General features: G+C 52.9%; 12 protein-coding genes. 9 read left to right on the forward strand and 3 right to left on the reverse strand.

Features of this window, described 5'->3' with window-relative positions:
* The 7 genes from AAGD24_RS11635 to AAGD24_RS11665 all read left to right on the forward strand — a co-directional run bounded on the left by AAGD24_RS11635 (position 1) and on the right by AAGD24_RS11665 (position 8,423).
* Positions 1 to 744, forward strand: coding sequence for a hypothetical protein (locus AAGD24_RS11635; protein WP_273623450.1), 744 nt, complete (start codon positions 1 to 3; stop codon positions 742 to 744).
* On the forward strand, positions 741 to 1,589 hold the full coding sequence (locus AAGD24_RS11640) for a serine aminopeptidase domain-containing protein (protein ID WP_379865163.1): 849 nt from the start codon (positions 741 to 743) through the stop codon (positions 1,587 to 1,589). The genes AAGD24_RS11635 and AAGD24_RS11640 overlap by 4 nt, the downstream gene beginning before the upstream one ends.
* Positions 1,586 to 3,400 (forward strand): CocE/NonD family hydrolase, encoded by a 1,815-nt coding sequence (locus tag AAGD24_RS11645; RefSeq protein ID WP_379865165.1) that lies wholly within the window; start codon positions 1,586 to 1,588, stop codon positions 3,398 to 3,400. The genes AAGD24_RS11640 and AAGD24_RS11645 overlap by 4 nt, the downstream gene beginning before the upstream one ends.
* A gap of 37 nt (positions 3,401 to 3,437) precedes the next feature.
* Positions 3,438 to 4,259: a TIGR04325 family methyltransferase gene (locus tag AAGD24_RS11650; RefSeq protein WP_379865167.1), complete on the forward strand. Its 822-nt coding sequence runs from the start codon at positions 3,438 to 3,440 to the stop codon at positions 4,257 to 4,259.
* A 91-nt stretch (positions 4,260 to 4,350) separates the two neighbouring features.
* A complete protein-coding gene (locus AAGD24_RS11655) occupies positions 4,351 to 5,319 on the forward strand; it encodes a JmjC domain-containing protein (protein ID WP_379865168.1) in 969 nt (322 codons plus the stop codon).
* A gap of 29 nt (positions 5,320 to 5,348) precedes the next feature.
* Positions 5,349 to 6,275, forward strand: coding sequence for a lysine-specific demethylase (locus AAGD24_RS11660; RefSeq protein ID WP_379865170.1), 927 nt, complete (start codon positions 5,349 to 5,351; stop codon positions 6,273 to 6,275).
* A 327-nt stretch (positions 6,276 to 6,602) separates the two neighbouring features.
* Complete coding sequence (locus AAGD24_RS11665; RefSeq protein WP_379865171.1) at positions 6,603 to 8,423, forward strand: PA14 domain-containing protein; 1,821 nt, start codon at positions 6,603 to 6,605, stop codon at positions 8,421 to 8,423.
* 43 nt (positions 8,424 to 8,466) lie between these two features.
* Here AAGD24_RS11665 and AAGD24_RS11670 read toward each other — a convergent pair whose 3' ends face one another.
* From AAGD24_RS11670 to AAGD24_RS11680, 3 genes are all read right to left on the reverse strand, one after another.
* A complete protein-coding gene (locus AAGD24_RS11670) occupies positions 8,467 to 9,132 on the reverse strand; it encodes a hypothetical protein (RefSeq protein ID WP_379865173.1) in 666 nt (221 codons plus the stop codon).
* A gap of 152 nt (positions 9,133 to 9,284) precedes the next feature.
* Complete coding sequence (locus AAGD24_RS11675) at positions 9,285 to 10,445, reverse strand: DegT/DnrJ/EryC1/StrS family aminotransferase (RefSeq protein ID WP_379865174.1); 1,161 nt, start codon at positions 10,443 to 10,445, stop codon at positions 9,285 to 9,287.
* Positions 10,446 to 10,468: 23 nt separating this feature from the next.
* Positions 10,469 to 11,605 (reverse strand): glycosyltransferase family 2 protein, encoded by a 1,137-nt coding sequence (locus AAGD24_RS11680; RefSeq protein ID WP_379865176.1) that lies wholly within the window; start codon positions 11,603 to 11,605, stop codon positions 10,469 to 10,471.
* Between the two features lie 127 nt (positions 11,606 to 11,732).
* Here AAGD24_RS11680 and AAGD24_RS11685 point away from each other — a divergent pair, with 127 nt between their 5' ends.
* Together AAGD24_RS11685 and AAGD24_RS11690 are read left to right on the forward strand one after the other, a co-directional pair.
* Positions 11,733 to 12,764, forward strand: a complete 1,032-nt coding sequence (locus AAGD24_RS11685; protein ID WP_379865177.1) for a polysaccharide deacetylase family protein — start codon at positions 11,733 to 11,735, stop codon at positions 12,762 to 12,764.
* Complete coding sequence (locus AAGD24_RS11690) at positions 12,761 to 13,888, forward strand: glycosyltransferase (protein WP_379865179.1); 1,128 nt, start codon at positions 12,761 to 12,763, stop codon at positions 13,886 to 13,888. The genes AAGD24_RS11685 and AAGD24_RS11690 overlap by 4 nt, the downstream gene beginning before the upstream one ends.
* Positions 13,889 to 13,897: the final 9 nt, after the last annotated feature.

Raw genomic sequence — 13,897 nt, forward strand, 5'->3', positions numbered from 1 at the left:
ATGATAGAACCTTTTTTCTTTGATAACAGCCGCCTGTTCGGCTGCTATTCGTCTGCGACGGACCCCAATGCAGAAAAAGTCGTGGTTGTGTGCCCACCGCTTTTTGACGAGTACCGGCGCACTTACCGGGCCTTGTCGGAATTGTCCGTGGCCATTTCCGAGCGCGGGAATCATGCGTTTCGCTTCGACTACTACGGAACAGCAGAATCCCAGGGACTGTTGTCGGAGGCAACCATAGAAGTCTGGTTGTCCGATATCCAAAAAGCGATTGATGAAGCCATCGCTGTCTCCGGTGCCAACCATGTGGTGTTATTGGGCGTGCGGTTTGGTGCAACACTGGCGGCACAAATTAACCATGCATCCGTAAAGGAATTCCTTTTCTGGGATCCAGTGCTGTCCGGAGAACGCTACGTTGAGTGGCTGAATGAGATCGATGCCATCCTGCGCAAGCGGCATCAGTCAGCGGCACGCGAGAACAATGTTCCCTTCGAAAACATAGAGTACAGGAACTTCGACCTTCCCTCAGGGCTGGTAACCGGCATACGCGAACTGGCTATTCCCGAGAGTACCCTGAACAACCCCGACCTGTGCTTCACCGTCTCAACCGATCCGGAATTCTGCAAAAGCTCAGGACTAAGCAACTGCGCCTATCCCGGCCTCAGCTACGATTGGCCGTATTACCACGACGGCGTAATCACCCAGAAACCGGTACTCGAAGCATTACTGGACAGGGTATTCGCATGATCAAGGAACGGATATTCACCTATGGGGAACACCAGCACGGCATTGGCGTTCTCTCCGAGCCTGAAGACACCTTCAACAGCCCCATTGTGGTGCTGCTGAACGCCGGCCTGTCCCACCGGGCGGAGCCCTATCGGCTGAATGTACTGCTCGGCCGCCAACTCGCGGAACTGGGTTATATCGCGTTGCGGGTGGACCTGTCTGGCAAGGGGGACTCCCCAGCCCACGAAACCATGACCAACCGGGAATCAGTGGCCCTCGACTGGTCATTCATGAAGAAATCCCTCGAAAAGCTCTATGGCTCCAGGCCCCTGCTGATCTTCGGTTTGTGTTCAGGTGCCGACAACGGCATCAAACTCTGCGCCCAGGACCCATCCATCAAGGGGCTTATCCTTCTGGACCCGGTGTCCCGGCAGGACGAAGGTTTCGCGAAGCGAGAACTGCTCCGGAAGCTGACAAACCCTAACAAGTGGTTGAATATCCATAAAATTGTCTCCCGCAGGCTGAAACAGAACACCAGCGGTGAACACTCGCTGCTTAGCTCCCCCATGGACTTGCGGGATGAGCCCAATGAAGACGATATGGACCGTTGCTTCGAGAGCCTGGTGGAAAAAGATGGCCGGGTGTTCGCCGTGTTTACCAGCCAAACCCTCTACCACTACAACAAGCTTGGCCAGTTCGCCTCTGCCATGGACATCAAAGGCCTTGAACCCATTATCGAGGAAGTCTTCTGGCCCAATGCCAAGCACATCTTCTCCATCGAAGTGCACCGACAACGCCTGATCGGCACCATTACAGACTGGGCCAATAAACAACTGGATCACTTGAAGACCCTGAAACCGGAATGAAATTCGTCCTGATCACCAGTTCGCTGATCCTGATCGCCATCCTTGCCGTGCTCGGCTATCGCGCAGACGACGTAAAGCTGTGGCTGGGCGATGTCACCATGCCCATGCGCGAAAACATGCAACGGGCCCGCAATGTCATGGTTCCCATGCGCGACGGTGTGAAGCTTGCAACAGACGTATACCGGCCGCTTGGAAACAAACGCCATCCGGTTATATACATTCGCACCACCTATGGCGGCATCGAATTCAGCACCGTCCGGCACTTCGTCAGGCACAACTACGCCGTGATCGTACAACATGTCCGTGGCCGATTTTACTCAGAGGGTCGTTACAAGAGCCCCTACTGGACTGCAAAGCAAGACGGCTACGACACCATCGAATGGTTGGTTGAACAGCCCTGGTCAACCGGCAAAATCGGAACATTTGGATGCTCCTACCTGGGTGAAAGCCAGATCATACTTGCCGCGGCCAACCACCCGAATCACATCGCCATGATTGCGTCCGGCGCCGGCGGTGCCGCCGGCAAGGTCAAGGACACGTTTGGCTATTTTGGCGTGTTCGAAAACGGCGTGTTGAACCTGGCTTCTTCATTAGGGTGGTTCACCGCTGAGGGCGCAAAGGATTTCAAGGTAACGCCACGCCCCGACGATTACGAAGAGCGAATGCGTACCTATATGACCCACCTGCCCGTTTCCGGGATTGCAGACAAGATCGTTCCCTACGAAACCGGCTTCGATGACATTATTCGCCACCCCTTAACGGACAACTGGTGGGACGAAGAAGGCTACACCCACCCGAACGACGAGTTCTCGGTGGCCACACTGAATATCAACGACTGGTTCGACCAAACGGCCCATAACACCTTCAAGCTGGCCGAACACATGGCAGAGAACGCCCGCCACCCCCGAGCGAAGTCCCAGCCTGTACTGATCGCACCAGGCGTGCATTGCGGCGCCGGAAAACTGAAGCCCGGGGAAGTCAACATTGGTGAGATGTCGTTTGATTACGCCGGCAAAGATTTCCGGCAAACCTACATCGACTGGTTTGATCACTGGCTGAAAGACAAACCGACGGCGCTGCCGCCCCCGTTCGAGTATTACTCGATACATTCCGGGGAATGGGATACTTCCGAGCAGTGGCCGCCCGCATCCACCAGCGATCAACGCTTCTATTTCATGCCGGACGATCGTCTGGTGGAAGAGGCAGACCTGAACAACAACCCCGAACAGAGCGGCGAGGTGTATGACGAGTTCACCTACGATCCACTCGACCCCGTTCCCACCCTGGGTGGACCGATCTGCTGCACCTACCGGCCGGAAGACAAGCCCGGGCCGCTCGACCAGAGGCCATTGAAATCACGCCAGGACGTGCTGGTCTATTCAAGCGAGCCACTGGAGGAAGACCTGGAACTGGTCGGCAACGCCAACGTCGTGCTTTATGTGTCAACCAATGCGCCAGATACAGACTTCACCGTCAAAATGGTCGACCAGTACCCGGATGGCAGGGCCTTTAACCTCCAGGATGGCGTCGTCCGCCTGCGTTACCGGAACGGTATCGACAACCCAAGCCCCGTCGAACCGGGCCGCATCTATCGGGTTGAACTGGAAATGAGGCCCATTGCCTATCGCTTCCGGAAAGGACACCGGCTCGAGTTCCACATTTCAAGCAGCAACTTTCCACGCCTGGCGCGGAACCTCAACACCGGAAAAGACGAATACAGCGATTCGGATACGTTTGTCGCCACCAACAGGGTTTACTTTGGTGGAGACACCCCGTCCTCCGTGGCATTGCCCATAAAAACATCGGAATAGACTCACTGGCGCAATCCGTTGCGTAAAGGAGACAACAGTGAATAAAGCCTTGAAGAACCGGATCATCAATAGCATCGAACTGCTGCCCTATGGTCACGACCTCTACCTCCACATGGCCAGGAAGCGGCTGGGCATTACCTACCGGGGCATTTACGCTTCCTTCCACGAAGCCCAGCAGCAGGCCATCAGCCAGTTGGCCAACGAGTACGACGTCATCAACCAAAACAAGGGGGAACATCTGGAGCAGGAGCTGCCAGTACTGGACAAACGGGTGTTGGATATCGATTACCCGTTGTTATTCTGGCTCTCCCGGCTGATGCAGCCTTCCCAACGGCTACTGGAACTGGGCGGCAGTATCGGCCAGGGGTTCTACAGTTTTGAAAATTTCTTCTCGTACCCCGACGGACTCCAATGGGTGATCGCAGAGTTGCCGGCGGCCGTCGAAGCCGGGCGTAAAATCGCCAACCAGAAAGACGAAACACGGCTCGCATTCATCGACAGTAACGACATGGGCGAGGAAGACGCCGCAGACATCTTCATGACGGCAGGCACACTGCAATACATGGATACCAGCATTGCCGACACCGTGAGCCAGCTCCAACGGCTTCCCAAGCATGTGTTGGTTCATAACCTGCCCGCCCACCCAACGGAAGACTTCTGGACACTGCAATACCTGGAAGTCTGTGAAGTACCCTATCACATCAGCTCGCAGGCCAACCTGGTGAGTGACATGGAAAAGGCAGGGTACCGATTGGTGGACCGGTGGAAAAACCCGCGCCGGATAGAAATCCCCTACCATCTGGAGAAAACCGTAGAGCACTACCACGGGTTTTATTTCACGGTTAATGACCCGAAGTGATTAACTCTTCGGTCCGCGTTCCGGCCAATTGACGGCTTTCTGCGGTCTACCTATAATTTTTTTACGCCATCCCGAGTAGGAGCAGGCGAGCATGGATACAGCTGAACAGATAGCCGTTCCCGAAACGGCAAACCAAGTGAGAAGCGATCAGCCTGCAGCACCCACGGGCAGGTTCAAGGTCTGGGTTGAAGACGAAACCGACTTTTCCCTGAACAGCATCTCGCTCCTTGGGCACAACTTCTATGAACACCCCCTGCTCCAGCTTGATCAACTGGAAGCATTGGCTCACCGCCTGCTGCCCTCAAAACAATGCCGCTTTATCGCCCCTGGTGCCAAGCAGAGTTCCAAGTTCATTCATCACGCCGAAAGCCCGGACGGGCGCGATCTTTCCGACGTCTTTGCAAACATCTCGGAACCCGGCTCCTGGGTGGCTTTGTACAATGCAGAAACCGACCCGCAGTATGCCGGTCTCGTCAACGAGGCTATCTCATCCGTCGAGCACCTGGTTGATCGGGAGCAGCCTGGCATTTTCAGCCCGCAGGCGTTCATTTTCATCTCCGCGCCTCCGTCAGTAACGCCCTTTCACATCGACCGGGAGAACAACTTCTGGCTGCAGATACACGGCCGTAAAATCATGAACGTCTGGGATTCCCACGACAGAGGCATCATTCCCGCCCATACCGTGGAAAGCTTCATCATCGACGGTTCCCTTCACGACGTCATCCTGAAGGACGAGTTCATGGACGCTCGCCACGAGTGGGACCTTGGCCCCGGAGAAGGTGTCTATTTCCCCAGCACCTCGCCCCACTCAACACGTACCGAGAATACCTGGGTAACCCCGGATAACGGCGTAACGGTTTCTATTGGCATTGTCTTCTATACCAAAACCACCCGCAGGCAGGCCTATATCCATTCGCTGAATCGACTGTTGCGGCGGTTTGGTGTGTCTCCGAGGTTTCCTGGTGAGTCGAGATTCGATTATGCAAAGTTCTTTCTAGGGAGACTCCTCGTAGGCCTGAAAAAGCAGCTTCGGGGGTACCAACCACCCACAGGGTTCTAAGTACGACATCGTTGAAAACCGGAGGTTTTATGGCTCTGGGGCAATTTGTAGATGAGCGCTACTTTGAGCGGTTTTCGGAGACAACCGCTACCAGAACATTGGAACTCGATCCTGCCGAGTTCCGGCAACTCTATAATCGTGAAGCCTTTGCTTTTCATCATCATCTCTGTGATGAGCCCCTTCTGCAGTTTGAGGAATTATTCAAGCTCTGCAAACGTCTCCCAGAAAACAGCATCAAGTTTCGCAGAGGAAAGGTTCCCGTAGATATCAACTTCGACACATCTCTGGCCCAAAACAGAGAAGGTTTAACGCTCGATTCTGTTATTGAACATTTCGACGAAAACGAATCTTACCTGGCGATATACAACCCGGAAACAGATCCAGAATATCAAGACCTGATTGAACGCATTCTCTCCGAGATATCTCGGAACATTCTTGATGTAGATTCGCCCATCACCTGGTATTCAACCTATATTTTTATGTCCACCGCTCAATCCGTAACGCCCTATCACATGGACCGGGAAATGAATTTTCTGTTTCAGATACAGGGCGAAAAATACGCGAAGCTCTGGAGCCGGTTTGATGAGCGGGTAATGACATCCGCTGAAAGGGACACGTTGCTCACTGATGAAGGCAAGAAGAGGCCTGCTTACCGACAAGCGCTTGAAAGGCTGTCCAAGAACTTTGAATTAAGGCCTGGCATCGGTCTTCACCATCCGTTCATTGCGCCACACCTTATCTCCACCAAATCAGACCGCTCCGTGACACTCGCCATTACCTATAGAACCGAACTGTCCGATGTCTGGAGCGACGCTCATAACTTTAACTATTACCTGCGTAAGGCAGGGCTTACTCCCGGCCCTGTCGGTGTTGATCGAAAAATTGACCAAAGAAAGGCAACTTTAATGCGATGCGCGAGAAAATGCTTAAAGCCGATCAGAGATCTTATAAAGTAATCGGACAGACACCGATCATTGGAAATACTCTGAATCGAATTTCAGTTATACCTCTTATAAGTAATTACGATAACTAAAAACCGCAGATTCCCAAACGTTCCATACTTTCATTGGCCCTATAGCCTCTTGCGACCAATACTTGAGTAGGCGTCACTATTTCCCCATAAGGAGTTAGTCGTGGACACACTCAGGAAACCGCTATTGGTACCCTTATTCTTCGCGATAGGTGGCTGCCAGGTGTGGCAGGGAAGAGATATCGACTCATTACCTCCAACGGCATCGTTGCCGGAGCAAAGTGAACCCGGGCAGGTAGACATCCGATACTGGATGGATATTCCGGGCGCTGAACCGAGTGCGCTGACCGAACTCACGCGTTACCCGGATAACCCAGACAACATAGAAACACTGAATACTCTGCAACAGACACAGAACCGTGCGGACTACTATGGCGCAATGGCACAGGGTTTTATAACCCCGCCCCGAGACGGACTCTATCGTTTTTTTGTCAGCGGTGATGATCAGGTCGAATTCTGGCTGAGCGATTCCCAGACACCAGATGGCGCTACGAAAATTGCGACAGTACCTGCGTGGACCTATCCCGATGACTATGAGAAGTACTCGTCTCAGGGATCGGCTGCGATCAACCTTGAAGCCGGAAAGCGGTACTACTTTCAGATCATCTTCAAGGAACGCTATGGAGACGACCACTTCGCTGTCGCCTGGGAGGGACCCAACCTCAGCCGTCAAGTCGTGCCAGCATCAGCAATCTCAAGCTGGGCCCAGCCCTCATACCCTTCAGAGGAGGACGCCGTCAAGGCATACAACCGCGGGTATAGAATTGGCTATTTTGATGCGCAGAACGGGTTATCTATGAACCCACAGTATCCTCCCCTGGATGAAGATCAGGACGGACTCTACGACAACTGGGAAACCTTCCATGGGCTTAATCCAAATGATCCGGAGGATGCGTCGTCTGACCGGGATGATGACTTCCTGACAGCTCTGGAGGAATTTGATCTGGGAACAAATGCAGAGCGAGCAGATACCGACGGCGATGGAATTCCAGACGGTGCCGAGTTTGCTTATAACTTAGACCCGCTGGCACCCAACGACGCTGGCGAAGATGCGGATGGCGACGGAGCAACGAACCTTGAGGAGTATCAACAAGGAACCGATCTTAATGACTCTGAGGACGTTCCTGTAGCGTCCCAAGCAATGATCGATGGTTTTGTGGGGCAGTATTATGTCGGCAAATCCTTCCAAACCCTGGCTACTTACCGGGTCGAAGACTCCGTCAATCATGACTGGGCAAGCTCATCTCCTCTTCAGGGCTTGCCTGAGGACAATTTCAGCGTTCGCTGGAATGGTGTATTTACTGCACCACACGATTCAGGGACACGGGAGTACGAATTCATCGTACGCACCGACGACGGTGTTAGGTTGTATCTCGATAACAACCTTGTCATTGACTCATGGGTAAATCGTGCTGCAGCAACGGACAGATACGCGATTGCATTGGATAGCGGAGAATCCGTGCCAATCAAAATGGAATATTTTGACTCCATACGGTTGGCCTCCGCACAGCTAACGATTGTTGATCAGCAAACCGGCGATCAAATCAGTCAGTCTGCAAACGTCGATACACCAGACCCTGGTAGCGAAAGCAGTCAGGACTCAGATGGGGATGGGATTCCTGACTATTGGGAACTCCGATACGGCACCGACATGATGGCTCAGGACGCCGGTACCGTCGTTGCCTCCGGCTCTGATGTAACCGTAATGGAGGCGTATCAAAGCGATCTTAACCCATGGACGCTGGAACCCATCTCAGGCTCGGAACCCGACAGTCCCGATACCACTGAACCGGTACCAACCGAGCCTGACGGATCCGTAGAGATGTCCTGGAGTGTGCCACAAAAAAGAGCGGATGGTTCCAACCTTAACGCAGGCGAGATCAGCCACTACAAAATCTTCTACGGACTGGAGGAGAACAATCTGGACATGGAGACTCAGGACATTTCGAAAGACCAGACTTCCTACGTGATTGACGGACTCGATCGAGGGATCTGGTTCTTCTCCATACGGGTCTACGACACGAATGGCCTGGCGAGCCAGCCTTCAAATGTTGAGGCATTTCAGATTAACTAGAGTGTGGGCACTCTCTTATTGTAAGAGAGTGCCCACGATCCTCTTAGCTAGGAATCTCTATCGTCCACAAACCCTGCATGCGTCGACAACGACACCATATACCCAATAGTCCAATGGCCAATAGAGTTGCTGGAACAGGCTCCGAAACCTCCGTCACGGACGTTATATCACCAACAAGGTCATCTTCTACCCAACTGTTCCCATCTGGGCTTAGCTGAGTAAAGAAGTGGAAAGAAAGCCGGCCCTCCCGAAACTTATTGGTATCCAGCCATCCATTGCTCTTAATCATCCGGTCTTCCTCAGCAATCTCATGCGTATCCAATGTTCCTGGACCAAGTAGTAATAAATAGATATCCCATGGATCAACTGGGCCACTCGTTCCGACTGGCGCCTCTATGGGCGAAGAAGAACTATGTGTGTAAAAACGTTCGGGCGCCAGATCGCCAAAAATATAGTACGCACTGGTTTCTTGCTCTGAAAACGACCACCCGCCGATCACGCCCGTGAACTTGATCTTATAGCTTGTATCCAGTTGCTTCTGCATGGACATGCGAATTGAAAACGCATCTCCAACGTCGACATCCGCCAAGTATCCAGCCGCTTCTTCAGAACCGGCAACGGTTCCTTTTAGATCATACGTCCATATTGGGGCAGCGTTGGCCTGAAAGGAAAGGCACCACAAAACGGCTAACAAAATACCTACTCGCATACAGATCTCCTTATCCGATTTTCAACGGCAAAATAAACGCAATATACGGACCATACATCAGGAAACATCCCGAATTCCTTGGCACTATGGATGCAGGCCGAGCTATCTTCATTATAAGACCAAACAGGGTGTAAAGAATATCGACTAACAAACTAGTCGTTACAATGCTCAGATGCCAAGCGCTCAAAAACCGATATGATTGTGCTGATATCGCTCAGCCCCACGCCCTCATGGGTTGGTAGAGTAATCAATCGCTTCGCGAAGTTACTGGCGTTTGGATACCTGCCGCTTCCCCCTACACGAATAGAAGCGGCATCCATGATTTCAGGAAGTGTGCGACCGTAAAAAATGTTGGCACCAATTCCATTTTTATTCATTTCCGTGACCACCTGGTTTCTCAGGTTTTCATTGGGCGCCAAAAGGGCATACCGAAGCCGAGGCGTAGGGTCTTGCGCATCTATCGTTCCGGCAAACGCCCAGCCAGCCTCCCGCAGGAACGACAGTTCACGGTAATAAACGAGATGCAGGGACTCCCTTGCAAAGTAAGCGCGTATTCCCGCAGCCAAAAGTGATGATGGAAGCTCCATTATCCGAATGGCCTCCAATGGATGGAACCGGGTTTCTCCGACATTGAGAAATGGCGCGCGCTCAAGAAGTGGATAGATATAGCGCGACAACAGCGAATTGAACACCAGTCGCTTGATGTGCCAAGCAATGTTAGTACGTATTTCCAATACGGAGTAATCAGCGCACGCACTGTGCACCACTGATTGCTCCGTTTGACGAAACAGCAGAGCGCCCCCACCCATCAAGTTGATTGGCTTACCCCTGCCAAAACTCAACACCACGAAATCCGCCAAGCCATGGGAACAACTGGAGGGCGGGAAGCGTTGTGCCGAATCCTCGATCAGAACCAAGTCATTATCCGCACAGATTCGTGAGAGCTCTTTCAGTCTCGCACAAGCCCCGAGAAAATTGACCCCGATGATCGCGACAGTGCGTTGTGTCAAAGCCTGACGAACGCCTTCTTCGTCCAGTACCGGTTTATCCGGGGCGAAATCCACTAAAACTGGCTGGGCGTCCTGCGCAACAATGGCTGCAACCAGGTCAGGACAGCCATAGGCAGGGATAATTACTTCAGGCCTCTCAGAGCCGGCTTTCATGGCAATGGCCGCCTTTACAGCCAGCGACAACGCTTCAGTGCCAGAGCCTGAATACAAAGCCTTGTAGTGCTCATCCCATGGCATCAGTAGGCTATCAACGGCCTGTGGTTTCGGTACAGGGCTACCGACCGGTCTCAACTTTGCAAACATAGAAAACGTCCGCGTTTTATCGATCAGCGCTGGGAAGGCGTCCAGACAGTCATCCTGCGCCCGGCAAGAAAACTGACCGTTGCATGGGCAACCGCCAGATTGACCTGAACAAAGAAATAGGGAATTTTCACCAGGGTGTTCTTACGCAACTCCGGCGCGAAATGCCCCGCCAGAACACACCCATAAAACGCCAGTTGAAGCAGTAATGCCAGAGTGTAGATACCGCCCTTCCCCGCGACGGCAAACGAGACCAAAAGCAACAACGCCTGAAACCACGGAACGGCCCACCGCATCAGCTTGTGACCGAAAACCTGGAACGCAAAACGGCCAAACCTGAACGGATTGAGCACCTCGGGATGCCGGCTCAACGCCGTCAGCCCCCGGATGATGGTGCGCACCTTACGCTGATATTCCTTCGAGGCGTCCGCCACATCCTGATAGAACCCAAGGACGTCCGGCGCCGTTACAGCCACCAGCCCCCTTCGGGCACTGTTTAAGGCAGTATTGAAATCACTGGGGGAATAGATATCCCAGTTTTCCTGGCACACTTCCTTGCGGGCAGCAAAGAAGGATCCGCTCAGCCCTACAAGCCCTGCCCGTTTTGACTCCAGGCCCCGTAACCACATCTCGTAACGCACATAGGCGCCTTCGCCTACCACGCTGCCATCCCGGCTGATGAAGCGATCCTCGCTGGACACAGCGCCCACAGTGGGGTCATTAAAATAAGCCACCATACGACCAATCGCGTCTTCAGGAATCGACGTTGCAACGTCTGAAAAGATCAGGATGTCCCCGGTCGCGGCATTGATCGCCTGCAGTTGAGCATGTTCCTTTCCCTTCCGTTCCTTTGCGCGGGCCAGCTTCACGCCGCGATTAGCGTACTCGCCTACGATCTGGTCGGTTGCGTCACTGGAGGCATCCGAGGCAATAATGATTTCCAGGCCTGGGTAGTCCAGAGCCAGGCAGTTCTCGATTTTGTCGCGGATTCGATGGGCTTCGTTATGGGCCGTTACAATCAGGGAAACGAGCGGCGGAGTGTCTGACAGGGTATGCTCGCGCTCTGCTTCCGGACGACTGGGCATAAAACGAAGAATGAGTGGATAAATAAAGTAGCTGAAAAGCGCTCCAATTGCCGCAAACCAGAATAGAATAACCAGCATCGCTCCCAATCCCTGTGAACCCTTGTGGATGACATCTCTGCGCACTACTGGCAGAATCGCTATGGCGATAAACTATACATGGACGAACAAGCCAAAACCATTGGCGAGGCCGACGGAGGCCCAAGGCGTGGCATTCTTCAGATCCTTTGTTAAATCAGGCGCTCTTACCGTGCTGGCCTGTTATGGCTGGCTGCGCGTCCGTCTCTCAAAAAAGCCAACGCTCCTGATCCTCACGTACCACCGAATTCTCCCGGCGGATGCGCCCGAGCGTGCCGTTGAGCAACCGGGAATGGTCACCAGCCCGCAGTCACTCGAAAACCATATCAGGTTTGCCCGTAAACTTGGGGCGGAACCCGTCCACCTCTCCGACTGGCTTGACCGTAACAGGCAAGGCAAGCCGCTTCCAAAGCTAGCGGTTGCCTTCACCTTTGACGATGGCTGGCAAGACAACTATCAATACGCCTATCCAACTCTCAAGGCACAGAACGCCCCGGCAACGATCTTCCTGGTCACCCAAATGATTAACACCGGCAACACCTTCTGGCCGGAACAGGTGCTCAGCCTGCTGACCACACAGACCATTCCCGAGAACGATTCATCCTTCGACTGGCTGCGACCTCATCTGCCTCGTGAGCCAGCCCCTGGCGCGAATCGCCCACTTTCCCTTCTGGAAGCGGACGATGTGATCGCGCGACTGAAGTCACTCGAAGACGCCACGATCCTTGAGGCTCTTGAACAGGTCTATGCATCCCACCCGGATATGGCTCCCACGGAAACCTCCAGATCCATTCTCAGCGGCTCGGAACTGGCTGAAATGGCGAAAAACGGTCTTGTGAGGTATGGCGCGCACACCAGGCACCATTACCGCCTGAATCGCCTAAAAGATGAAAAATTACTCAAAGAAGAAATCGTGGACTGCCTTCAGGACCTCAAATCCCTGGGCGAAGCCACCATACCAGTGTTCTGTTATCCCAATGGCGATATAACCGGCAAAGGCGAAAACCTGGTCTCCGATACCTACAAGGCAGCATGCACCACCAAAACCGGCTGGAATGTTGCCGGGTGCAATCCCTATGATCTTCACCGCTTTAACCTCCACGATGGCAACAGCCACAGTACACGTACCTTATTGGCGACAATCGGACGCGGTCTTCTATGACAGAAGGCAACTCGAAGCTGATCGTCACCCACGTGATTTCAGGCGACTTATGGGCGGGCGCCGAAGTCCAGGTTTACAATCTTTGCCGAGCGTTAAAGGCCTCTGGTCAAGTTACCCCAACTGCTGTCATATTCAATGACGGCATCCTTTCAGAAAAGCTTCAGGAACTGGGCATATCGATCTCTATTGCCGATGAAGCGAATTTGGGCTCCTTCGCAATTGCCCGCTCAATAGCCGCTCATTGCAAATCACACGGCACCAAGATCGTACACACCCATGGTTTCAAGGAAAATGTACTCGGTATACTGGGTAAGGATATGGCCAGGGTGCCACTATCCGTGCGGACGGTTCATGGCAACCCGGAAACAAAGCTATCTTTTACAAAGCCCCATAAATGGTTGATCAGCAAACTGGACATAGCATTAGGCCGACTTCGTCAACAGGCCGTTATTGCGGTTTCAACACAGCTTGAGGAAACGCTGGAAAAATTATTCCCGGGCAAAGTTCATAAAATTTTCAACTTCGTCGATGTCAACGATATACGTAGAGAATGGCCGCTGGAGCAGAGACCGGCTGGATCAATGGTGCGACTAGGTATCGTTGGCCGATTGGTTCCGGTAAAGAGGGTTGATCTCTTTATCAAAACCATCGCTTTGCTTAATCAACGAGGCTTGGACTGTGCCGGAGTAATCATTGGTTCAGGGCCGCTGGAACCCCAACTGAAACGACTGGCAATCGAACTCAATATTGATGAAAAAATCGAATTTAGAGGATTCGTAAGTCCCGCTCTAACGGAATTGAGGAAACTCGATATACTTCTTATGACGTCCGATCACGAAGGCTTACCAATGACCCTATTGGAGGCCATGTCTTTGGGGGTAGACGTCGTTGCACATGACGTCGGAGGGATTCCTGAGGTACTGGATAACGGGAAAGCTGGCTTACTAATCAAAGATCACTCACCCAGCGGCTACGCCGACGGGGTCAATTATCTCCTAAAGTCGAGAGAAATTGTTTCAGAGGCGCCATCCCGAAAACCCCACGACGTCCTTATGAAGAACTTCAACGTTGATAACAACAGTCAGCGCTACATGTCTGTCTACAAGAACTTAACGTCCCATTGAGTTATCGTG

The organism is Marinobacter sp. M5B (assembly GCF_042604615.1).
Lineage (GTDB): Bacteria > Pseudomonadota > Gammaproteobacteria > Pseudomonadales > Oleiphilaceae > Marinobacter > Marinobacter salarius.

What these genes read in the sequence shown, in the direction of transcription:
- AAGD24_RS11645 (WP_379865165.1), top strand. Translation starts at nt 1,586, where the DNA reads ATGAAATTCGTCCTGATCACCAGTTCGCTGATCCTGATCGCCATCCTT.
- AAGD24_RS11655 (WP_379865168.1), top strand. Translation starts at nt 4,351, where the DNA reads ATGGATACAGCTGAACAGATAGCCGTTCCCGAAACGGCAAACCAAGTG.
- AAGD24_RS11635 (WP_273623450.1), top strand. Translation starts at nt 1, where the DNA reads ATGATAGAACCTTTTTTCTTTGATAACAGCCGCCTGTTCGGCTGCTAT.
- AAGD24_RS11665 (WP_379865171.1), top strand. Translation starts at nt 6,603, where the DNA reads ATGGATATTCCGGGCGCTGAACCGAGTGCGCTGACCGAACTCACGCGT.
- AAGD24_RS11690 (WP_379865179.1), top strand. Translation starts at nt 12,761, where the DNA reads ATGACAGAAGGCAACTCGAAGCTGATCGTCACCCACGTGATTTCAGGC.
- AAGD24_RS11670 (WP_379865173.1), bottom strand. Translation starts at nt 9,132, where the DNA reads ATGCGAGTAGGTATTTTGTTAGCCGTTTTGTGGTGCCTTTCCTTTCAG.
- AAGD24_RS11680 (WP_379865176.1), bottom strand. Translation starts at nt 11,605, where the DNA reads ATGCTGGTTATTCTATTCTGGTTTGCGGCAATTGGAGCGCTTTTCAGC.
- AAGD24_RS11640 (WP_379865163.1), top strand. Translation starts at nt 741, where the DNA reads ATGATCAAGGAACGGATATTCACCTATGGGGAACACCAGCACGGCATT.
- AAGD24_RS11675 (WP_379865174.1), bottom strand. Translation starts at nt 10,445, where the DNA reads ATGTTTGCAAAGTTGAGACCGGTCGGTAGCCCTGTACCGAAACCACAG.
- AAGD24_RS11660 (WP_379865170.1), top strand. Translation starts at nt 5,349, where the DNA reads ATGGCTCTGGGGCAATTTGTAGATGAGCGCTACTTTGAGCGGTTTTCG.